This is a genomic window from Methanosarcina acetivorans C2A (genome assembly GCF_000007345.1).
In the GTDB taxonomy this organism is placed as follows: Archaea; Halobacteriota; Methanosarcinia; order Methanosarcinales; family Methanosarcinaceae; genus Methanosarcina; species Methanosarcina acetivorans.
Map to the genome: position 1 here is coordinate 1,984,168 of NC_003552.1, position 21,717 is coordinate 2,005,884.

A 21,717-nucleotide genomic window follows, 5' to 3' on the forward strand; every position below is an offset into this window, starting at 1 on the left:
ATATCTTCAAGAATATATTCTTACTCGGGTTGGGTTACTGCAGTGTCCTTATACCATATCTGGGTGAGATTGTTGTATATTAGACTTTCATGTGAGGGAACTGGTATCAGCTGAAAACTAATATCAATTCGGTTCCGGTCTTTTCAGATACGTTGCAGGATACGATGCGAGGCAGAAAGCCTGTCTCCCGGTAATCTATCTTTCTTCCGACTCTACCGGTTTTCGATGAAGAATAAACGGAACTCTTGCTTTTCAAATTACAGGGAGGTAGCCAGATGACCGCAGAACACAAAGGCGAAAAGATTTTACTTGTTGTTGCTCAGGAGCAGTTCAGGGATGAAGAATGCTTTGTTCCGAAGCAGCTATTCGAAGCTGCAGGAGCAAATGTTACGGTTGCAGCCGAGTTTAGGGAGACTGCAAAAGGGGCACTGGGAGGTACGATTAAACCTGACATAAGGATCTCCGATGCCAGAATTGAGGATTATGATGCGATCGTAATTTCCGGGGGCCCGGGTTCGAGAAAGTACCTCTGGGATAATCAGTACCTGAGTGGACTCGTAAAAGAAGCCGATTCCCTTAAAAAGGTGGTTTCTGCAATCTGCATCTCGCCTGTGATTCTGGCAAGAGCAGGAATCCTGAAGGGAAAGGAAAGCACTGTTTTCAGTAGCCCGGATACCGTGCGCGAACTTAAGGAGCATGGAGCTGTCTATCTGGACAGGGAAGTTGTAGTTTCGGGAAGGATAGTGACAGGACGAGACCCGAGAAGTGCGGAAGCCTTTGGAAAAGCCGTCCTTAAAGCCCTGAAAAAAGCCTGATCCCCAAAAATCGAACCCTAACAATCATGCTAACAATCATGCTAACAATCAAACCCTAAAAATTAACGTTAACAATTGAACACTAACTATTGAACTATAACAATCGAATCCCAACAGTTGAAGGCTACGATTTGGAAGCCGTAGCCTACGGATTGGAAACTATTCGATAGCAAAGCTGGTGCCCTGTTATGAATTCAGAACTCGAAGCCATACTGTCCTATCATCAGGATAGCAAGCATAACTTTAAAGCCTATGCTCCCGGTCCCCGGTTCCTTGAGATGTCAATTAAACCGGACCCTTTTCTAAATTACAAAGGAACTCCACTTTTAAAGCTCGATACCTGGAGTGAAGAAGATATTGAGTCCGAACTTTTACCGACATATGAACAGGCATTTTCTCCGGAGAAACTGGGGCCTTCGGGACTGAACCGGAACAGCATTTCTCAGCTTTTTTTTGACAGCTTTGCCCTTTCAGTCTGGAAAAAAGTAGGAAATACTCGCTGGGCACTCCGCATCAACCCTTCAAGCGGAAACCTTCACCCAACTGAGGTATACCTTATTACCGGACCGGTTCCGGAGCTTCTGGAAAAACCGGCTGTCTGTCATTACGCACCTTTGCAGCACGCCCTTGAGCTAAGAGTGGAATTTTCCCCGGAGACCTGGAAAAAACTGAGTTCCGGCTTTCCGGAAGGCACATTTTTCATAGGGCTGAATTCAATTTACTGGCGGGTTGCCTGGAAATACGGCATCAGGGCTTTTCGGTATGCAAACCATGACCTCGGGCATGCTATTGCTGCTCTTACCTTTGCTGCAGCAGGACTTGGCTGGAGGACGTGCCTCCTCAAGGATATGGGTTCGGAGGAAACAGGAAAACTTCTGGGCATTTCGGGAAGGCAGGGACCTGAAAAAGAGGAACCTGCCTGTCTGCTCGCAGTTTATCCGGCAGGAAAGGAGTACCCTTTGGGAAAGATCTCTTCCTCTGCACTTGCAGATTTTGAAAAGCTTACCTGGAAAGGGGTTCCTAATCGTTTAAGCCCTGCACATGTGGAATGGGCCGGGATTGAAAAGGCTGCTTCAGCAACCCAGAAGAAAGAAACTTCTTATGAAGACGAAAAAAAGCCTGAACCAAAGCCTGAAAGGAGAGCTGCAGGCTTGTCCTCGGTAATTTCCGGCGCTGGAGTCCATTCCAGCCTGGAGACGGTTTCTCTGCGTAGCGTTATTCACAGGAGAAGAAGTGCCCTTGAAATGAATAACAGTGCTTACATGGACGAAAACAGTTTCTATGGTATCCTACGCAGAACTCTTCCCGAGAAAAATCCCATTTTCGAGACGCTTGCTTCCGGACCTTTTGCACACCTGCTTCTCTTTGTAAACAGGGTGAAGGGGCTTCGTGAAGGACTTTATATCTTTCTGCGAAAAGCCGGAGAAGCGGAAGAGTTTAAAGCCGCCTTCAGACCGGATTTTCTCTGGGAAAAGCCTGAAAACTGCCCTTATGACCTTGAATTTTACCTGCTTATGGAAGAGGAATTGCATCATTTTGCAGCCCAGCTTTCATGTGCGCAGCGAAAAGCAGAAGACTCATGTTTTACTGCCTGCATGCTTTCGGAGTTCGAAGAGCCTCTGAAAACAAGCGGCTCATGGATGTACCCTCGCCTTTTCTGGGAATGCGGAGTCCTCGGGCAGCTTCTTTACTTGGAAGCCGAAGCTCGAGGTTTCAGGGGTTGCGGGATAGGGTGTTTTTTCGACGACCCTCTGCACGAAGCTCTGGGGCTTGAAGGGCTTGAGTATCAGGATCTCTACCACTTTGCAATGGGCTCGCCTCTTCAGGATATCGGGGTTTTGACCTTCCCTGCGTACAGGAAGTAACTCGGGAGAAAAGTTTGCTTCCGTCCTCCCTTCGTTTATTTCATTAATTCTTTTTGCCCCCGGTTTTTTGTCTTTGATTCTTTTTTCTTTACTTTTTTCTTTGTTCTGTTTTTTCTTTTCTTTTGTCCTTCCTGAAAGCTGCCCTTCTTACGAGTCCCGGCTGCTTTGCAGGAGGCATCTCACATCCTGAGCCCACATCACATTCAACCACAATTCCGCGGAGCAGGCGGCCCAGAATATCCGACCCTGTAACTATGCGCTTTTCCTCGCCCCAGTAAAGAATAAGGTCCTGGTCAATTACATCATCTTCCGGGTACTGAGGATATACCTTGAACTGCCGGATTACCTTCTCTAGCCTGGTTTTCGGAGACTTTACCACTACGGGAAAATGGCAGTAAGAAAGCGGAATGAAAGGCCCCTTCTTATAGACAGCATCTCTCAGGAAGCCGTCAGCATCCAGCACCATTACAGGCTCGTCTGTCGGGTTGGTGATGATTACCCATTTTCTTCCGGAGGCTTCTATTTTCTGGAGGAAAGGGTCAGCCGGATCCCGGTTGAATGCAGGAAAAACAGGGCGGTTGTTTTCAACAGGAAGAGAGATGACGCTCCTCGGGTCAATAATGGATCCTTCATCAGAAATGTTGACGTCGTCTATTGAAAGAAAGTTCAGGGCACCTATCCCTTCAAAGAGGCCGATATCGGTCTTCCCGGACTCGATATGTTTTTCAAGCATAATCCTCATTGCCTGCTCCCTGAACAGCTCCAGTTTTTCTCTGCCCAGCCACCAGTCAAGGATAAGGGCTGTCGGCTTTGCCACCGGATAGAGCAGCATCTGGTAAAAACGAATAAGAGGAGTCAGCTTTGCCCCAACTGAAAGCGCATTCCTGGAAAAATAAGCCTGAGGGGCAATCTCTCCGAAACAGGTAATCCCAAAGGTCGAGAAGAGAAAAGCTGAGGTTCCTGCCATTACGGAATCCGTAAGCAGAGCAATAAGGACATTTATGCCCACGTTCCCCCAGAGCATGGTAGTGAGCAGGAAATTGGAATCCTTTCGAAGCTGCAGGATTTTAATTGCATCTTTATTATTTGCTTCGGCTTCAATCTCAAGCCTCAGCCTCCCAAGGCCGAAAATCCCTATAGTCAGCCCTGAAAATATAGCAGACTGTGTCAGGCAAAGTGCAATTAGGATCCAGGTAATGATTTCATTCATTGTAAGTCTATAACCTCTATAAAATCTGTATAAACCTAATCGAATCCTTAATCAGTTAATCTATTATAAATTTAATCTCCTCACTTCAGGCTTGATTTCATCGCTTCATGCCTGATTTACCATTTCCCTGCCGGATAAACATTTTACCTGCTATTAAGTTACGTTTACCCTGATATAATTTAATTTGCTTCATCTCATTTTGTTTTATCCCAAAATCAGTTCACTTTTTTAATTTCTTTTATTACAGATATATATCGTAGACAGGTGACCCACTTACTTCAACTTCGAATTTGTTTCATTTTATGATCATCTCACAGTACTTAAACGGAATTTGAATTTACTCAACGTTTAACCTTTTGAGCCGCCTGCTATTGTATCGTATATTGAACATTCAAATGGTTTTGGATCTGCGAAATCATTTCAGGATACAACAGCCATCTCATTTTGACGATTATTTGACTGGTCATTTGTAAGTTTCTTGATTTAGTAAGTCTCGATTTAGTAAGTATCCTTATCGGTCAACCATACAAAGGAAAATATTGTAAGGAGAGCACTAATGCTTAATACTGCAGCCCGTGTATAAACCCTGCAATCTTTCGGACTCCCAGATGACTCCCAGATAGAAGATAACGCCCTTTCTGATCGTGATAAACATGGTAAAAGAAACGAAAAACACCGGATCGGCTGCTGAAGTTGCGGGGATTAGCCGTCCTGTACCCCCCTCTGATGGTGACACCCGTGACGCTGCCATAGAAAAACGAATCGTACTCACTATTGCGGTACTTGCCGGATTTATCACGCCTTTTGACGGTTCGGCAGTAAATATTGCCCTACCCACAATTGGAGCGGAATTTCATATGACAGCGATTGCCCTTTCCTGGGTTGCGACCGCGTACCTTCTGTCTTCAGCCGTGTTTCTTGTCCCGTTCGGAAAAATCGCAGATATTTACGGAAGGAAAAAGATTTTCCTCTACGGCATTGTTATCTTCAGTTTTGCATCCCTGCTGATGACCATGGTTCCTTCAACCGAACTGCTTATCATAATACGGGTTTTCCAGGGTTTGGGAAGTGCTATGATCTTCGGGACCGGAGTTGCCATCGTTACCTCCGTTTTTCCTCCGGGGGAACGGGGAAAAGCTCTCGGGATCTATATCACTGCAGTTTACCTCGGGCTCTCCCTTGGGCCTTTCCTTGGAGGCTTGATGACGCAGTATCTGGGCTGGAGGAGCATCTTCTTCGTAAATGTGCCTATAGGTATCACCACGGTTGTTATCGTCCTCTGGAAACTGAAAGGGGAATGGACCGGGTTCAGGGGGGAGAAATTCGACCTGGCGGGATCTGTTCTCTATGGGGCGGCGGTCATTGCCGTCATGTACGGGTTTTCATATCTCCCGGACTTTAAAGGAGCTGCACTTATAGCCGCGGGAATTCTCGGAGTTCTCGGTTTTGCGTTATACGAGCTGAAAATCCCGTCTCCTGTTCTTGACATCAGGCTCCTTACAAAAAACAGGATCTTTGCCCTTTCGAACCTTGCCGCGCTTATCAATTACAGTGCAACCTTTGCAGTGACTTTTCTCTTAAGCCTGGATCTGCAGTACACAAAAGGCTTCACTCCCGAGCATGCAGGTTTTATTCTGATAGCGCAACCTGTTGTCCAGGCTATGGTTTCCCCTGTTGCCGGGAGGCTTTCTGACAGGATTGAGCCGCGGATCGTTGCCTCGGCGGGAATGGCGCTCACAGCAATAGGGCTTTTCCTCCTCATTTTCCTTACGGAAACAACTCCTCTCTGGCATATGGTTCTCACCCTTCTCATACTCGGGGCAGGCTTCGGGCTCTTCTCTTCCCCGAACACGAATGCAATTATGAGTTCGGTTGATAAAAGGTTCTACGGCGTTGCATCAGGGATGAATGGCACGATGCGGCTTCTTGGCCAGATGCTCTCAATGGGCATTGCAATGATGATTTTTGCGGTTGTCATCGGCCCTGTGGAGATTACGCCTGAATATTACTCCCGGTTCGTTTTAAGCCTGCACTATGCGTTTATCCTGTTTACGGTCTTCTGTACTCTTGGGATATTTGCATCTCTGGCGAGAGGAAAAACCAGCTCTGCGGCTGTTACCGGCATACCTGAAGCAGGTAAAAAACAGGGCTTTGAGAAATAACCTTCATGGGGTTCCGTTTGGAGTAATCCGGCGTATCCGGAGGACTTGCAACCAGAAGTATATCTCAATTTTATATACTTTCTCTGACATTTTCTGATAAGGAGTTTATAGAATCTATTGTTATCTGGTGTTTTTTTCTTTTTGCCAGATCCTAGCGGCAGGCTGTCCTGAACGAAATGCTCACGTGTGCAGCCGATTTAATTTTGCCAGGGGGTTTATATAATGAATATATTTAGTAAGGACACAGATAAAGGAAAGCATGTTTCCGGAATTGACAGGGGTAAGATCGTAATGTACGGGCTGAGCACCTGTGTATGGTGTAAAAAAACAAAGAAACTGCTCACCGATCTGGGAGTGGATTTTGAGTACGTTTTTGTGGACTTGCTGGAGGAAGAGGAAAAAAGCAACGCCATTAAGCAGGTCAGCCGTTTTAATCCTTCAGTTTCTTTTCCAACAACGATTCTAAACGACGAAAAGGCAATTGTGGGTTTTAAGGAAAAACAAATCCGTGAAGCTCTTGGCTTTTAAGGGGGGAATTCAGGTTGAAAGAAGAGGAAGTTTCTGAAGAAGGCATATCCGAAGAAGAAGTAGATAAAGTCTACAGGCGCTTGAACCAGGAGGTTGAAAAGTCGGGCTACCACCTCAACCCTGACGTTGAATTCACAAAAGAACTTGTGCGGGGACTGCTGGCTAACGAAAGACGTTATGGTTACTGGTCCTGTCCGTGCAGGCTCTCCGCTGACAACAAGGAAGAGGATCTTGACATAATCTGTCCCTGCTATTACAGAGACCCTGACCTGAACGATTACGGGGCCTGTTACTGTGCCCTCTATGTTTCGGATGAAGTCATCCGAGGAGAAAAAGAAGTTGAGTCTATCCCGGAAAGGCGCCCTCCCCGCGAGAAAAGGGAAGCCATAAGAGCTGAGGAAGCCTCAAGAGCGGAGATGATGGAAACTATGGAATTTACAGGAAAACTTTCAAAGCCGGTATGGAGATGTAAGGTTTGCGGATATCTCTGCGCCATGGACGAGGCTCCGGGAGTCTGCCCCATCTGCAAGGCAAGGAAGGAAAGATTCGAACGGTTCATGTGAAAATTCTCATATAATTTTCTTTCCTTTCACATTTTCCAATTCTACTTTTAAAATTTCTTCTTAATTTTCTTCTTTTGAATTATCTCTTTCTATTTTTTAGCTGGCGTTATAGAAAAATAAGTTGTTGAAGGTCCCTAAAATTGATCCCAATTTTGTGTTTTTATTAACCTATTTTTGAGTAGATATTTATATTCGTCGATAAATAACTTTATATAGGTTCTTACGTATTAACTTTACGACATATATCTCATAGTTTGAGTATTCATAATTATTTTTAATCTGTGGGGGGTGTTTAGAATGAAAAGTGAAGTTTATGGATGAGCTTATCCCAAAACTCAAAATCGGCTCTCAGGATCTTGAATCTGAAATCGTCAATCACGTCACAGATAATGAAAATAATTCTGAAATTTTGACCGATGCAGGGATAAAATATGTTTTGGGATGAGCTCGATGATAAATCCATCTTTTTGGAAAAATCAGATTACTGTCAATTAAGCAGAACATATATTTTCTGCCATTTGTGGGGATGGAATAGTACTGTTCGATTCATGCGACGGAGGACATAAGTGGGTATGTGGCTTTTTTTGTGGAACCGAGTCATCTCAATGCCCAAATTCTCTACTTCCAGGAGAACTAGAAGATCTTTTTGGACAAGTCTACACTCATAAAAGGGCCCACTGAAGAAAATAATAGATTTTTACAACCTGGTCTCAAGTAGAGGTTGTTTTCCAGATGTGAATAGAAACAGGCTGGGCAAACATATTGACTTATTCCAGTTTTTAGTTGAATGGGGGCTATAGAAAATATGAACTTTCAAAGATTCAAAAACAAAAAATCATACAAAAAATCATTTTGTTTTATTGCCAGGAGATGCATGTTATTTGCACTCTTAACCATGATGTCATTCTATGCATGTGCAGGTGATTTAGATTCAGTACCAAAAATAGATTCATTAAGTCCTGAACTTTCAGATCTTTCTGAAAATCCAGATAATTTGACCTCTTATTGTTACATTGAAGATGAGTTTTCGGATGCTCTGAATCTGGACCTTCAGGTGGACCCATTAAATCCTGATTTTCAGGACTACATCGAATGTCCAGAGAATTGGACATCTCAACATTACGACGAAAACGGGGAGCTTATAACCCTGGGAATTATTCCTTCTCCCACTTCTGTTTACTGGCCTGACGACTATGTTTATATTCCGGATACCGAACTCATTTCAGAATCTCACCAGTTGATTACAGGTGCGCAGCTCTCCGGATATCCGACAGAGTCATACTTTAGCCTTGTGGACGAAGGAAGGGTAACTCCCGTAAAAGATCAAGGTTCTACAGGTACTTGCTGGGCTTTTGCTACACTTGCTTCACTTGAATCATATTTGATACCAGTTGATTCGTACCAGTGGGACTTTTCAGAAAATAACATGAAAAATCTCCTTTCTGACGGTTATTCTGAAGGATTTGACCGGACTTACAACGATGCAGGAAACGCGTATATGTCAGCGGCATACCTTACAAGGTGGAGCGGGCCTATACTCGAATCCGATGATCCTTTCAACGAAAACTCAGGAATGTCTCCTACAGATAAAGATGTACAAAAACATGTTCAGGAAATAATTATTTTACCGCCGCGCAATAACTCCACAGATAATGGGCTGATTAAAAAAATGGTCAAAGAAGAGGGAGGAGTTCTTGCATCTTTTAATGTAAAGTTGGATTGCTTTAAGGAAAAAGACGGAAAATCTTACGTAACATACTATAATCCCACAATTGGTACGAACAATGGTCATTCAATATGTATTGTAGGCTGGGATAATAGCTTTAGCAGGAATGAATTCAATTCCACTCCCCCAGGTGATGGAGCCTTTATCTGCAAAAACAGCTGGGGTACCGATAATGGAATTAATGGAACCGGATATTTTTATATTTCATATTACGATGCAAATCTTGGTATGGAAGATGGTTTTAAAGACTTATTTTTCTACACCGCCGAAAGTCCAAACAATTATGAAAAAGTTTATCAATATGACCCTCTGGGATGGACACACGATTACAGATATGATATAAATTCTATCTGGGCTGCCAATGTCTTTACTGCCGAATCAAATGAAGAACTTCAGGCTATAGGGCTTTATACGCCTCAACCTGACGTCAACTATGAAGTCTATGTATATATTAATCCGGCAAACATTCCGAATGGCGGCACATTAGTATGTAATAGTTCAGGTAGTTTTGAACTGCCAGGATATCACACAATCCCTCTCGAACAGAGTGTATCTCTGAGTACAGGAGATAATTTCTCGATTGTTGTGAAACTTAGTTCCGGGTCTCCTATAGTATTTCCAATTGAAGGTGTAATTGAAAATTATTCGAGCAAAGCGAGCGCTAACACCGGAGAAAGTTACATTAGCAGCGATGGAATAAACTGGTCAGATTTGGCTTCAGGCGAATCTAAGTATAATTGCTGCATAAAAGCATACACCACTACTTCTGATGACATTGATCCCGTAATCAACTCAGTCAGTCTGAATAACAGCAATCCAAATGCTGGTGACTTTATCCTGATAAGTGTAAACGCTACGGATAATGTTGCAGTAACTTCTGTTGAAGCTGACGGAAATAATCTGAATAACATCAGCGGAAATATCTGGGAAGGAACAATCAGTGCACTGTCAGGAACTCATTTCGTGAATGTGTCAGCAAGGGATGAGGCAGGAAATATTGCATGGAACAACTCGACAAGTTATACTGCAACGGAAATAATACCGGATACTCAGGACCCTGTGATCAACTCAGTCAGTCTGAATAACAGCAATCCAAATGCTGGTGACTTTATCCTGATAAGTGTAAACGCTACGGATAATGTTGCAGTAACTTCTGTTGAAGCTGACGGAAATAATCTGAATAACATCAGCGGAAATATCTGGGAAGGAACAATTAGTGCACTGTCAGGAACTCATTTCGTGAATGTGTCAGCAAGGGATGAGGCAGGAAACGTTGCATGGAACAACTCGACAAGTTATACTGCAACTGAAATAACACCGGATACTGAACCACCGGTGATTCAGTCAGTCAGTTCGTATCCTGTCAATACGACCGGCGATTCTGTTATTAATGTTACAGTTAATGTAACGGATAATATCGGAGTTGTAAATGTAACTGTAGACGATGTGCAGCTTACTAAAAACGGGAACTTATGGGAAGGAAGCATACAGGCTCCATCTGATGTAGGGGAATATTCTATTCCGGTAGTTGCCCTGGATGCAGCTGGCAATAAGGCTGAAAGTTCACTGCCCTGCAATGTCCTCACACGTGAAGGAAATGTGTCTTTCAGTATGAATCCGATAATGACCTTTGCAGCGAAAGGAACTACTGTACCTTTCGAGATTACAATTCGAAATGACCAAAATGTTGATGACACATTAAAAATCCAGATCAAGAACGATATGGTTCCGACTTCGAGTAGCATAGACCCGTCTTGGTACTCATGGACTGAAAAAGATGTGAATTTGTTGGAAGGGGAAGAGATTATACTTCTCCTGGAAGTAGAGGTTCCGGAAAACGCTACTGGATTCAGATTCTTTGTGGTGAGTATGGACTCAACACTTTACCCGACCAGTAGAGCAGTTTTTGGGTGTCTGTTAATAAATTAAATACCCGAACTCACAGTAAAAATTGATGGGGATTTTACTCTGGATAACAGAGATCAAAATCCTCATTTTTGAAATTTTTGTGTAAGATTTGGCAAGGTTGATACTGTTTTATATACTGATAAAACTAGAGTATTATCTGTATTTATCTTGCTACCAGCTTCATCGAGGCTGGAACCGGCAAATGTACTGATTTTGGCGCTCCCTTATAAATGTAGATATTACCGGATATCAAAAACCGAGATTCTTTGATTTTCAATTCTACTCCTTGCAGGCTGAACCTGTCTTTTCTGTAAAGCAAAAAAAAGAATAGACGAATTCATATCTTGACTTTTTGAACCGCATTTTAATTCGCTGATAAATATTAGCTCCTCTGCGAGCCTGTCTGGTGGTCTTTCACAAAATGAAGTAGAAGTAAAAAGCAAAAAAGTAGAAAAGGCAAAAAAAGCAGAAAGTTAGCAGTTTATACGGTCATTTTTACATGTTAATTCCTTAAAGGTGTTAAAAGCCGATTCATTTGAGGATTTTGAAGTTTCTTTTCTCTCTTTTTTGAAAAGGCCGCTCTCCTGCGTTGAGCATGATAAAAGCGATATGAGATAGCTAAAAGGTTATACGAGCAAACTACCTTCCCAGCTTACGTATCGTTTTTATGAAATTGCAGCAATAAAAAAATGCTGCAACTACCTTATATACTAGCGAAACAGACAGCGTACTGCAGAGCCGCAAATCTGCCGAAAAGGACGGTGGGCTGTTGCACTTGCAGTGCAACTTCCAGAAAACCTCCGATTTCCTGTGATCCAGAATCGCAATTAGGGTGTCGAAGCATTTACATGTAAGGCGAGCATACAATGCACAAAAAGCCGGCAAAAAGCCAGGCACACATAAAAATAAGGTTAAAAGACCGGTAGAGGAAAATAAATGGCTGTATGGAAGGGAAAGAAAGTGGTTTTAAACACCACTATGGGCGATATCACTATTGAACTGTTTGAGGACATGCCGATTACTGCAGGAAACTTTGCAAAACTAGTAGATAAGGGATTCTATGACGGCGTAATTTTCCACAGGATAATCGATAAATTCATGATTCAGGGCGGAGACCCGACAGGAACGGGTATGGGAGGACCTGGCTATGAGATTCCGGACGAGTTTACAAAGCACAACCGGAACGACAGGGGCACTATCTCTATGGCAAATGCAGGCCCGAACACAGGCGGAAGCCAGTTCTTCATTAACCTCGTAAACAACAATTATCTGGACAAAATGCACCCTGTTTTCGGAAAGGTTGTAGAAGGCATGGACGTTGTCGATGCCATGGGGAAGGTAAAAACCGACCGTCAGGACCGCCCGAAGACTGAAGTAAAAATCGTGAAGGCTGAACTGGTCTGAATAAAACGAAAGTAAGGGACTATTAAAAGGATTCGGGAAGAGAATATCAGTTTTCGGTGTCCGGAACAAGGTCATATAAGATCATAATATCAGCTATGATCGCTAATATCATCAAAGATCTACTAAGATTTGTAAGAAAGATCTGCCAAGAAAGATCTGCCAAGAAAGATCTGCCAAGAAAGATCTGCCAAGAAAGATCTGCCAAGAAAGATCTGCTAAGAAAGATTTGCAAAAAAGATCGAGATCCGGGCGTTTTCCCAAAAATCCCAATCATTTTTTCATTTTCTTAAGTTTATTATTTCTTAAATTGCCCCTTTTCAGGCTTTTTAACTGGTTCTGGAAAAGCACCTTCTAAGCAGTTTTCATTAAGCTGTTATTGTTTTTTAAGGTTCTCTAATTCATTTTAATTGTTCCATTTCCTTTTTCTGGATTTCTACCAATTCTTCATCCGTTATGTATGAATGAACATAACGTTATTTATACTATGTGTGCATTAATGGCAAATTGAGGATCACAGGAGCGAAAAACGGTGTTCGAAAACAAGCTGTCAGTCCCCAAAACTTGCCAGAGAAAAGTAACTCTTCTTTCCGAATACATATCTCTTCTCAGGGAAAAGAAAGTCTTTTATTTTGAAATCCTTGCTCCAGGAACAATAAAAGAGAATACCAGAGATTGTTATTTCCTGATGGACATCCGGATCGGAGAGAAAGTTGAGCTCTGCTTCAAAAAAGACATGTCCCGGATTCAACACTGCCTTTTTTACTTAAATCCTGCTGGGATGGTACACAGGATAATGACCTTTTTCCTATTCAAGAGTAGAGATTCCACAGGTATTCATCGACAAAACCAGGCACTTTGAATTGGAAAGGGGATACTGACTAATGCTGAAAGCAAGTTTACGGAAACCTGCAAACCTCCCGATTTTCAAGGTAGTCCGAAAAACTTGCTTGATCCTGTGCTCCTCAAATAAGGTAAAGAGGATCAGGATTGAGAGAAGAGAAGCAATATCAACCCTGATTAACTTTAATGAAAGAAAAATTACTCAAATAGTGATTTTATGGTAGATTCAATTCACGAGATGATCAGAGCAAGCTTCAGATGTGAAGATATGGTAAAATGTGTGCTCGGCTTGAAATCTCTTGACATCGAGGCATACAAGATCCTGCTCATGCATGGACCTCTTACAACCGACGGGCTGGGGGAAATTCTTAACAGAGAAAGAAGTACTGCATACCGTTCTCTACAGAACCTCATAACATGCGGAGTTGTTTACAGGGAAACAAGGTCTCTGGAGAGCGGAGGATACTACCATGAATATGTAGCTATCGAACCCTGGGAAATGAAGCAGATGGTAAAAAAGAACGTTGACGAATGGTACTGCCAGATGAACGGGTTGATTGAAAAAATGGATGATAAGGTAAGTACTCTCATTCTGAGAATAGGAGACGAGGAAACCCGAATACAGGAATAAGTTAACGGAAAATATTAAGTTCATATCTTCCGGATATTCTCTTTCGGTCCTATTTTTCCGATTGTCCCCTTTGATTCTATTTCTGCTGACTATTCCTTTTTGATTCTATTTCTTCTGATTGCTTTTTCTGATTCAACCTGTTTATCCCAATTACGGTGATTCTTGATTAATCGTTGATCTGTTCCGGAATCACGAAGGAAATCTTTCAGTTTTTTCTTCCTGCGCCGCGAAAAATTTTGTCCGCCTGTCCGCCAGAAAAAACGACTGGAAGACCATCTCGCAATTTAGAGCAACAAAATGTTGAAGAAATTAGCTCCAGGCCGAAAGAATAATTTTCTTTAACAACAAAAACCTATTTTGAATTTAAGCAAATATGATTTTGATTATAACCCCTGATTTCAAATCATAATCATAACTTATGACTAAAATCTCTGATCATAAGTTCTGAACGCTTGTTCGGATACAAAGATAAAAAATCCTGTTCAATATTGAATACAATTTCTTTTATCGAAGACTGAGTCTGCTTACTTTTCCGGGGGAATGATTTCTGTGTGGGAAACAGCCGAGGGATGGGATGTTCTGGTTGCCGAAGCCCTCAAAGCCAGGTATCTGCGCGAAGGGGAAAAAGGCTGGGGAGACATTTGTGAAAGGGTGGCAAGGGCAATTTCAACAGATGAAGACGAATATCTGGAATTCAAAGACCTGATGGTCCGTAAAATCTTTGTCCCGAGTTCTCCCACGCTTATGAATGCAGGCACGGAACTTGGCCAGCTTGCCGCCTGTTTTGTAGTCCCTGTGAAAGACAGTGTCGAAGAGATTTTTGATGCCCTCAAAACGGCAGCTCTTATACAGAAAACCGGTGGGGGAAGCGGGTTTAATTTCTCAAGGGTAAGGCCAAAAGGGTCTCATGCCCTCTGTGTTGACGGAGTTGCAAGCGGACCAATATCTTTCATGAGACTCTTTAACGAGGCAACCGAAGTAATCAAACAGTTCGGCAGACGGAGAGGCGCAAATATAGGAATTCTTGATGTCTCGCATGATGATATTATTCCCTTCATCAGGGCAAAGCATGTTGAAGGGAGCTTCAGAAATTTCAACCTCTCCGTAATGGTTCGTGATGCTTTTTTCAGGCTTGTTGAAGCGGGCAGCACCGAAGAGGTCTGGAACCCCCGGACAGGGGCAACGGTTGGGGACGTATTCTCCGAAATCGTTGAAGGGATCTGGAGAAATGGAGAACCGGGTGTTCTCTTCTATGACCGTATTAACAGGGATAACTTCACGCCGGGGCTTGGGGACATCACTGCCACAAATCCCTGTGGAGAAGAGCCTCTCCTGCCTTATGAGTCCTGCAATCTGGGCAGCCTTAACCTATCCCTTTTTGTTGCGGACGGAAAAATCAACTGGGACTTCTTAAGGGAAACAGCCGGAAAAGCCGTCCGTTTTCTGGATAATGAAATTGATATCAATGTGTACCCTGTCCCGGAGATTGCGGAGGCTACCCGAAAGACAAGGAAAATCGGACTCGGAGTTATGGGATTTCATGATATGCTTTTGAAACTGGGGCTGTCCTATGACTCAACAGAAGCCGTCGAACTTGCAGAAAAGCTTATGGAACAGATTAACTGGGCTGCGGTCCGGGAATCAAGAAAACTTGCGGCAGAAAAGGGACCTTTTCCGGAGTATGAAAAATCCATATGGGAACTCTCGATGAGAAATGCCACATTGACTGCAATTGCCCCGACCGGCACTATCAGCATTCTTGCCGGTTGTTCTGCAGGGATTGAACCTGTTTTCAGCTGGGTCTACAGGAGGACCCGGACAGTGGGAAAAGAATTCCTGCTCGTCCACCCTCTCTTTGAAGCACATTTCAAGCCCAGGCTCTCGGAATCTGATTATAATGAGCTCCTTGAGCATGTCTACGCACATGGGACCCTGCAGGACATAGACGACCCTGAAATTGTGCCCGAGAATGAAAAAAAGCTCTTCAGATCAGCCCTTGATATTGGGTGGAAAACTCATATTGATATACAGGCAGCTTTTCAACGCCACTGTCATGCAGGAATTTCAAAGACCATCAACATGCCTGTAGATGCCGGAAAAGAAGATATCGAGCAAGCTCTGATTTATGCCTGGAAACAGGGATTAAAGGGGATTACGATCTACAGGACGGGAAGCAGACAGTATGTGGTTCTTAACTTAAAAAAATCCGGAAACTGAATTGTTCTCTTAAGGGGCATTTTGAAATTCTGGCTAGTCCCTGCCGGAAAAATTTAACTTTTTGCGAAGTTTTCATATTTTTTTATGAAGTGTTATACCACTAAAATTGCCATTATCTTACTAAAAATATATATACATTCATACCCCCTGAATATATATGATTCCCTCCGTGACTACTCCCCTCAAACATCATATTGAATTACTAACTGCATGTATTATTTATGGTACCGTCGGAATTTTCATGGAATTGCTTAAGGACATGTCTGTAGGATCTATTATTTTCTATAGAGTTCTTTTCGGGCTTTCAGCCATAATATGTTATCTTGCAATTACCGGAAATCTAGGGCAACTCTCGTTGAAACGAAAGAAAAAATACCTTCTTCTTCTGGGAATTCTGTACGTTTCACAAATGTTTTCCTACTATTCTGCAATCCGTTACCTTGGAGCTTCTTCTGCTGTTCTTCTTCTGTATACCGATCCCATATACCTGACTTTCCTTGCTCCGATAATTCTTGGAGAAAAAAATACCGGAAGAACTATTCTTGCCCTTTTCCTGGGTCTTATAGGTGTTTTCTACGTAACAAGACCTGAAGGGGGTTTTGAACAGCTTGCATTTGGCAGCACCTATCTTAAAGGCGTAATCTTCGGACTCATAGGAGGTCTCTTCAGCAGTGGAGTCATAATATCTGTCCGCTTCCTCAGAGATGAGTATAACGGCCTTACCCAGCTTGTCTGGCAGAGTGCAATCAGCCTGGTCTTCCTGTCTCCTTTCGCAGTCACACTTCCCGGACAGGTGCTCGCTGCAAATCTTCCCATCCTCACACTCTTTGGAATCCTTATCACCGGTGTAGGTGCAGTCTTCTATATCAGAGGAGTTGCGGGCGTAAGTGCCATTACCGGCAGCATCCTCACCCTTCTTGAACCGGTTTCCTGCATCTTCTTTGATTACACTATTCTGGGAAGCCCGATTCACAGTGGGATGCTTATAGGTTCCTTCTTTATCCTTGCAGCAGCAATCGTAGTAAGCCTGGATAACTTTGATTTCCTGAAGAAATTGGTTCTAGGGGAAAAGATAGTATCAAGCAAAAAGATATCATGGAAAAAAGGACTTCTAAGGGTACTGGATAAATAAGTCCTCCTCTTTCTTTTTTTATTTTCTTTCCCGGTAAGAATCTTTTTTAGATTTCCTCTTTTTGATATATTCGATTCCTAAAAAATTCTGTTTTTGAGAAATCCGGTAGTCCCCTATAATTATGGACATAATTCTAATCTCTTAAGCTGTAATTTTTTGCTTGTTTCCTTCTTACTGGTTTCCTCCTCACTGTACTGAATTCAAGCCAGCATCCCAGTCGGCAAAAAACAGCAGGTGGAGGATACCGATTTTTGCAATCAGTTAGCAATTAATATGGGAACAAAACCTCCGGCTTAGAATACTTCCCTTAATCCCGAAGAACGGTTTTGAATCCATTCATAATAAGATGCCTCCGCCAGCTTATCTGGCGACCATGAAAAAAAGAAGGAAAAAAAGATTCGGGCTTTCCAAACTCTTACTTTCTTCCGTTTCCAAAAAATATATATCTGCAGTCTTTTATTTCCAGAATATGCCTGCGCAGAAAAACTCTTTCAAGCCCTATTCCGAAGTCATAACAGGGAGCATAATCTATGGCACAATGGGGGTTTTTCTTGACAGGGTCCAGGACATGTCCGTAGGGTCCGTTCTATTCTGCAGGCTCTTTTTCGGATTATGCATGATTTTCTTTTACCTGCTGCTGAGCGGAAGCCTTGAACAGCTCAGGCCCGGCAAGAACAGAAAATATCTGCTGCTGCTGGGGTTTCTGAATGCGGTAACAGGCGTATGTTATTTATCGGCCATAAGATATAGCGGGATTTCAGTTGCTGTCCTGCTTCTTTATACGGCTCCTGTATATGTGAACCTGCTCGCCCCTTCAATTCTGGGAGAAAAAAGCAGCAGCAAAAGTCTTCTACCCCTTTTCCTTTCACTTGCAGGGGTCTTACTCATTGCCCGCCCAGGCGAAGTTCTGGGAAGCCTGAATGAGGGGGCCGATTTTATGAAAGGCCTGTCTTTCGGGCTGATTTCAGGGCTTTCCTTTGGCGCAACCATAATCACTATTCGCTACCTGAGGCACGACTATACAGGGATATCCCAGACTTTCTGGCTGACCGGAATAAGCCTTCTGTTTATGCTGCCGTCTGCCCTTACAACCCCCATGTATACCTACATTGGAAATTTCAGTACTCTGTTTCTCTTCGGCCTGACCATTACGTTCGCGGCCATCCTTTACCTCAAAGGAATTTCAGGCATCAGGGCGCAGACAGGCAGTATTCTTGCCCTGCTCGAACCCGTATCAGGAATTTTCTTTGATACTGCAGTCCTGAAAAACCCGCTTTATATCTCGACTTTTCTGGGCTGTGTGCTCATCCTCACAGCAGCTTACCTTGTGAGCAGGAAAAAACCAGCAGATAAAAGGCTTTCAGCCGATGTTCAGCCAGTACCATGACCGGTTTTTCACAGGGGGAATGTTCTCGAGTAATATGTTGAGATTGAAAGGGCTGCAGGGTACAGTCAGAGAGATAATAGTCAGATAATTTTAAGGAAGAAGTTGCCCCTCTGCCCAAAAGCTCTTTACTTAAGAACCCCTCTATTTTTAATATTAAAGTTTTGAACCCGCAGGAAAAGCATGACAGATGAATGCCCGATTATAGAACTTAAAAACCTGACCAAAGTTTACAAAGACGGCGTGGAATTTCGCGCACTTGACAATGCAAACCTGAGAATTAAAAAAGGAGAGTTTGTTGCAATTGTAGGTCCTTCTGGCTCAGGTAAAAGTACACTTATGCATCTCATAGGTCTACTCGACACACCCACTTCCGGGACTCTCCTGATAGACGGCGATGACGTTACAAAAATGTCGGACAAGGAGCGTTCCGGGATGAGAAACCGGATGCTTGGTTTTGTCTTCCAGTATCATCACCTGTTGCCTGATTTCACTGCTCTGGAAAACGTGATGATGCCGCTACTGATTGCAGGAAAGAGCAGGGACGAATCAAAGGGTGTTGCCGAAAAAATTTTAAAAGATGTGGGGCTTGAAGACAGAATGGATCACAGGCCGGGCGAACTCTCTGGTGGGCAGAACCAGAGGGTTGCGGTAGCCCGGGCCCTTAGCTGTTCACCGGCAATCGTACTCGGGGATGAGCCTACAGGCAACCTGGATACCAAAACCGGAGATTTGATCTATGAACTGCTTCGCAGGCTGAACAAGGAGTATAACCAGACCTTTATTGTGGTAACTCATAACGAGGATCTGGCCGGAAAAGCCGATAGAATTGTCAGAATCATAGACGGAAAAATAACGGATCAGTAAGAGGAAAAAAATGGAATACACAAAAGGAAGGATCGGCAGGGTCTTTACCGTCAGGGTTGACCACGGGGACGACCTTATTCTGGAACTTATTAAACTTGCAGAACTGGAGAAGATTGAATCGGCTGTATTTATGCTGCTCGGCGCGTTGAGGGAGGGAAAGCTTGTTACAGGCCCTAAAGAGAACAGAAGGCCTCCTGAACCGGTCTGGACTGGCTTTAATGACGCACATGAGATTCTCGGAATAGGCGACATTTTCCAGGAAAACGGGAAGCCAAAAATTCACCTTCATGCAGGAACAGCCAGGGAAAACCGCATCAAACTGGGATGCCTGAGAGGGGAAAGCGAAGTTTTTATGGTTGTCGAGGTATTCATTTTCGAGCTTGAAGGGATTTCTGCCAGAAGAATTATGGACCCGGAACAGGGCTTTTCTCCTGTGAATTTTATTTAAATAAAGAACTCATCCCAAAACCAATTTTATTCCCGCATCAAGATCTCAAATTAGAGATTAAAAGAGCCAATTTCAAGTTTTGGGATTAGCTCAAAGTGTGTTATTGAAGAGAAAGTAGGGTACTAAACAATATGAAAAATCAGTTGGAATTGATAGCAGAATCCTATGACAAAGGTATTGATTATGGAAGGCGGGGTATTAGCTTATACGATGATTTGCCGGAATATATCACAAATAATCCCGACTATATTATATACAAAAAAACAACTGAAAGCATCGAGCCTTCAGTTTATAGCGGATACAAAGAAATCAGGGAATATTTATCGCCCACAACGAACATGAAATTTATTGACCTTGGGTGTTGCCTTAACCTTATGTTTAATGGGTATGATCAATGGGCGTCAACATATCATGGGGTTGATATAAGCAGCAAAACCATTGAGCTGTTAAATGAATTTTCAACAAATAACAAATTGCATATTGGAGCATTAATTTGCGGGAGCATCCATGAAACTCCTTTTGATGCCAACTATTTTGACATCGGGGCATGTATTGGGGTTCTTGAATATTATAAAAAGGATTTTGTCGAGAAGGCACTCATTGAAGCTCACCGAATAATAAAGCCTGGCGGAAAGCTTGTTCTTGATATTCCTAACATCGTAAGCCCGGCGTGTCGGGGTATGATATTACTTGAAGAGCATGCAGGAAGGACAGACCAGTTTGATATGCTGCCGTTGGATTTTGAAAATATGCTTTGTAATTATTTTGAAATAGAAAAAGTGGAAAAAGCTAATGCGTGGGCTATGTTCCAATATTTCTTAAGCTGTAAAAAGTGAACTACACTACACGTTATAAGCATAATATGACAGAAAAAAGGAAAAAGGAAATCTTTCGACTACTTTGGAATGATATTAAAAACAAAGCGTAGAAAAGTGATGGTGCGTGATTATTATTTTGAATTTTGAATATTTTAAACTTAATTCAAGTGACTTTGATTTGCAGTAAACTTAATTTTGCATTATAATTTCCAGTTCCCTCAACCTTTTAAGAGCGATAATTTTCTCGTTATTATCTTTTAAGAACTCTTCTTCAAGGATATGGACTATCTGCGGGAACGGTACTGTTAACTGGTAGTATTTCACAGGTCTGCCTTTTCCTTTGTTCTTCTTTTCGGACCTTTCATCCACCCAGCCCCTATCCTTTAGAGGGCGCATAGCTACACTCACTTCCGGTTGTCTGAGTCCGGAAACGAGTTCTATATGAAGGGATCTGAGTTCCTTGCAGTCCTTTAAACAAACGATCGCGGTAGCCTCTGTCCTCGGGAGTCCCAGGCTTTGGAGCATATCAATAATTGAATACTCTTTTTCGGTTAAATTAACTGGAGAATCGTCGGTCATTGTGAATGAATAATACTTTCAGGTTTATATATTTTATGTAGATAAAATTATTTTTTTAAATAAATTGAGCATTGTCAGTAGATAAAAAAGGTATCTAACCCTAGTAAGACTTTCTTTGAGGAGTTTTCATATAAAAAAGTAATAGAATCAATCTCCAGAAAAAAATAGGCTTTGTCGTCCTCTAACCAAAACCTTTAAAGCAAGTGTTTACAGGAATTAAACATCTCTTAAGTAGAAAAAAGGTTTTCCAGAAATAAAGAGATAGATTTTGCCCTATAGAATCTGGATGTCCCTGATGGTCGGAAATAAGCATTTCTGATAGATGGAATAACAGGTTTTAAGCGCATGAATACCTTCAATTCTTTAATGGGAAGGATTCACTCTAAATGAAGATTGGCAAATTTTAAACTCGGGACTCCTTAAATACTTCTGCCCTGAGATCAAGAGCGAACTGGAAGTGTAAAGTAGAGAGGAGTCTCTTTTATCAGAAACACAGATATAACTCAGGCAAATTTATTCGTTTGAACCGGATAAAGAATTAAATACAATTCGGACATGTAACGCTTAGGTTAAGGAAAAGTCAAGTTCAAATAACAGAATATATGTATACATAGATCAGA

18 protein-coding genes are annotated in these 21,717 nt (G+C 42.6%); 16 read left to right on the forward strand and 2 right to left on the reverse strand.

Annotated elements, in window-relative coordinates:
* The first annotated feature begins 275 nt into the window (after nucleotides 1–275).
* Both MA_RS08575 and MA_RS08580 read left to right on the forward strand, forming a co-directional pair.
* Nucleotides 276–815: a DJ-1/PfpI family protein gene (locus MA_RS08575; protein ID WP_011021659.1), complete on the forward strand. Its 540-nt coding sequence runs from the start codon at nucleotides 276–278 to the stop codon at nucleotides 813–815.
* 188 nt (nucleotides 816–1,003) lie between these two features.
* Nucleotides 1,004–2,680, forward strand: a complete 1,677-nt coding sequence (locus MA_RS08580) for a nitroreductase family protein (RefSeq protein ID WP_011021660.1) — start codon at nucleotides 1,004–1,006, stop codon at nucleotides 2,678–2,680.
* A gap of 88 nt (nucleotides 2,681–2,768) precedes the next feature.
* Here the strand turns inward: MA_RS08580 and MA_RS08585 are convergent, their stop codons facing one another.
* The gene (locus MA_RS08585) at nucleotides 2,769–3,890 is read right to left on the reverse strand and encodes a DUF21 domain-containing protein (RefSeq protein ID WP_011021661.1); all 1,122 of its coding nucleotides are present in this window, start codon (nucleotides 3,888–3,890) and stop codon (nucleotides 2,769–2,771) included.
* A gap of 653 nt (nucleotides 3,891–4,543) precedes the next feature.
* Between MA_RS08585 and MA_RS08590 the strand changes: the two genes are divergently transcribed.
* From MA_RS08590 to MA_RS08660, 14 genes are all read left to right on the forward strand, one after another.
* On the forward strand, nucleotides 4,544–6,052 hold the full coding sequence (locus tag MA_RS08590; RefSeq protein WP_011021662.1) for an MFS transporter: 1,509 nt from the start codon (nucleotides 4,544–4,546) through the stop codon (nucleotides 6,050–6,052).
* Between the two features lie 222 nt (nucleotides 6,053–6,274).
* Nucleotides 6,275–6,580 carry a glutaredoxin family protein gene (locus tag MA_RS08595; protein ID WP_011021663.1) on the forward strand — a complete coding sequence of 102 codons (306 nt, stop codon included), beginning with the start codon at nucleotides 6,275–6,277 and terminating at the stop codon, nucleotides 6,578–6,580.
* A 14-nt stretch (nucleotides 6,581–6,594) separates the two neighbouring features.
* Nucleotides 6,595–7,143, forward strand: a complete 549-nt coding sequence (locus MA_RS08600; protein ID WP_048065175.1) for a ferredoxin-thioredoxin reductase catalytic domain-containing protein — start codon at nucleotides 6,595–6,597, stop codon at nucleotides 7,141–7,143.
* A gap of 313 nt (nucleotides 7,144–7,456) precedes the next feature.
* Nucleotides 7,457–7,588 carry a hypothetical protein gene (locus tag MA_RS29345; protein WP_282679967.1) on the forward strand — a complete coding sequence of 44 codons (132 nt, stop codon included), beginning with the start codon at nucleotides 7,457–7,459 and terminating at the stop codon, nucleotides 7,586–7,588.
* Between the two features lie 429 nt (nucleotides 7,589–8,017).
* Nucleotides 8,018–10,798, forward strand: a complete 2,781-nt coding sequence (locus MA_RS24460) for a lectin like domain-containing protein (protein WP_162013078.1) — start codon at nucleotides 8,018–8,020, stop codon at nucleotides 10,796–10,798.
* A 915-nt stretch (nucleotides 10,799–11,713) separates the two neighbouring features.
* Nucleotides 11,714–12,181 (forward strand): peptidylprolyl isomerase, encoded by a 468-nt coding sequence (locus MA_RS08610; RefSeq protein ID WP_048065176.1) that lies wholly within the window; start codon nucleotides 11,714–11,716, stop codon nucleotides 12,179–12,181.
* Between the two features lie 529 nt (nucleotides 12,182–12,710).
* On the forward strand, nucleotides 12,711–13,040 hold the full coding sequence (locus MA_RS08620) for a hypothetical protein (RefSeq protein ID WP_011021668.1): 330 nt from the start codon (nucleotides 12,711–12,713) through the stop codon (nucleotides 13,038–13,040).
* 198 nt (nucleotides 13,041–13,238) lie between these two features.
* Nucleotides 13,239–13,652, forward strand: a complete 414-nt coding sequence (locus MA_RS08630; RefSeq protein ID WP_011021669.1) for a helix-turn-helix domain-containing protein — start codon at nucleotides 13,239–13,241, stop codon at nucleotides 13,650–13,652.
* A gap of 540 nt (nucleotides 13,653–14,192) precedes the next feature.
* Nucleotides 14,193–15,869: an adenosylcobalamin-dependent ribonucleoside-diphosphate reductase gene (locus tag MA_RS08635; protein ID WP_011021670.1), complete on the forward strand. Its 1,677-nt coding sequence runs from the start codon at nucleotides 14,193–14,195 to the stop codon at nucleotides 15,867–15,869.
* Between the two features lie 157 nt (nucleotides 15,870–16,026).
* The gene (locus MA_RS08640; RefSeq protein WP_011021671.1) at nucleotides 16,027–17,001 is read left to right on the forward strand and encodes a DMT family transporter; all 975 of its coding nucleotides are present in this window, start codon (nucleotides 16,027–16,029) and stop codon (nucleotides 16,999–17,001) included.
* A gap of 469 nt (nucleotides 17,002–17,470) precedes the next feature.
* Nucleotides 17,471–18,388 carry a DMT family transporter gene (locus tag MA_RS08645; protein ID WP_048066245.1) on the forward strand — a complete coding sequence of 306 codons (918 nt, stop codon included), beginning with the start codon at nucleotides 17,471–17,473 and terminating at the stop codon, nucleotides 18,386–18,388.
* Between the two features lie 180 nt (nucleotides 18,389–18,568).
* On the forward strand, nucleotides 18,569–19,252 hold the full coding sequence (locus MA_RS08650; RefSeq protein WP_011021673.1) for an ABC transporter ATP-binding protein: 684 nt from the start codon (nucleotides 18,569–18,571) through the stop codon (nucleotides 19,250–19,252).
* Between the two features lie 10 nt (nucleotides 19,253–19,262).
* The gene (locus tag MA_RS08655; protein WP_011021674.1) at nucleotides 19,263–19,700 is read left to right on the forward strand and encodes a PPC domain-containing DNA-binding protein; all 438 of its coding nucleotides are present in this window, start codon (nucleotides 19,263–19,265) and stop codon (nucleotides 19,698–19,700) included.
* Between the two features lie 143 nt (nucleotides 19,701–19,843).
* Nucleotides 19,844–20,536, forward strand: a complete 693-nt coding sequence (locus tag MA_RS08660; protein ID WP_157860137.1) for a class I SAM-dependent methyltransferase — start codon at nucleotides 19,844–19,846, stop codon at nucleotides 20,534–20,536.
* A 171-nt stretch (nucleotides 20,537–20,707) separates the two neighbouring features.
* Here the strand turns inward: MA_RS08660 and MA_RS08665 are convergent, their stop codons facing one another.
* Entirely contained in the window at nucleotides 20,708–21,097 is a 390-nt protein-coding gene (locus MA_RS08665) for a transcriptional regulator (RefSeq protein WP_011021676.1), read from the reverse strand.
* Nucleotides 21,098–21,717 lie beyond the last annotated feature (620 nt).

Bases quoted from the DNA above. Each gene is read 5' to 3' on its own strand.
- MA_RS08575 (WP_011021659.1), top strand. From the start codon at position 276: ATGACCGCAGAACACAAAGGCGAAAAGATTTTACTTGTTGTTGCTCAG.
- MA_RS08580 (WP_011021660.1), top strand. From the start codon at position 1,004: ATGAATTCAGAACTCGAAGCCATACTGTCCTATCATCAGGATAGCAAG.
- MA_RS08585 (WP_011021661.1), bottom strand. From the start codon at position 3,890: ATGAATGAAATCATTACCTGGATCCTAATTGCACTTTGCCTGACACAG.
- MA_RS08590 (WP_011021662.1), top strand. From the start codon at position 4,544: ATGGTAAAAGAAACGAAAAACACCGGATCGGCTGCTGAAGTTGCGGGG.
- MA_RS08595 (WP_011021663.1), top strand. From the start codon at position 6,275: ATGAATATATTTAGTAAGGACACAGATAAAGGAAAGCATGTTTCCGGA.
- MA_RS29345 (WP_282679967.1), top strand. From the start codon at position 7,457: ATGGATGAGCTTATCCCAAAACTCAAAATCGGCTCTCAGGATCTTGAA.
- MA_RS24460 (WP_162013078.1), top strand. From the start codon at position 8,018: ATGTTATTTGCACTCTTAACCATGATGTCATTCTATGCATGTGCAGGT.
- MA_RS08610 (WP_048065176.1), top strand. From the start codon at position 11,714: ATGGCTGTATGGAAGGGAAAGAAAGTGGTTTTAAACACCACTATGGGC.
- MA_RS08630 (WP_011021669.1), top strand. From the start codon at position 13,239: ATGGTAGATTCAATTCACGAGATGATCAGAGCAAGCTTCAGATGTGAA.
- MA_RS08635 (WP_011021670.1), top strand. From the start codon at position 14,193: ATGATTTCTGTGTGGGAAACAGCCGAGGGATGGGATGTTCTGGTTGCC.
- MA_RS08640 (WP_011021671.1), top strand. From the start codon at position 16,027: ATGATTCCCTCCGTGACTACTCCCCTCAAACATCATATTGAATTACTA.
- MA_RS08645 (WP_048066245.1), top strand. From the start codon at position 17,471: ATGCCTGCGCAGAAAAACTCTTTCAAGCCCTATTCCGAAGTCATAACA.
- MA_RS08650 (WP_011021673.1), top strand. From the start codon at position 18,569: ATGACAGATGAATGCCCGATTATAGAACTTAAAAACCTGACCAAAGTT.
- MA_RS08655 (WP_011021674.1), top strand. From the start codon at position 19,263: ATGGAATACACAAAAGGAAGGATCGGCAGGGTCTTTACCGTCAGGGTT.
- MA_RS08665 (WP_011021676.1), bottom strand. From the start codon at position 21,097: ATGACCGACGATTCTCCAGTTAATTTAACCGAAAAAGAGTATTCAATT.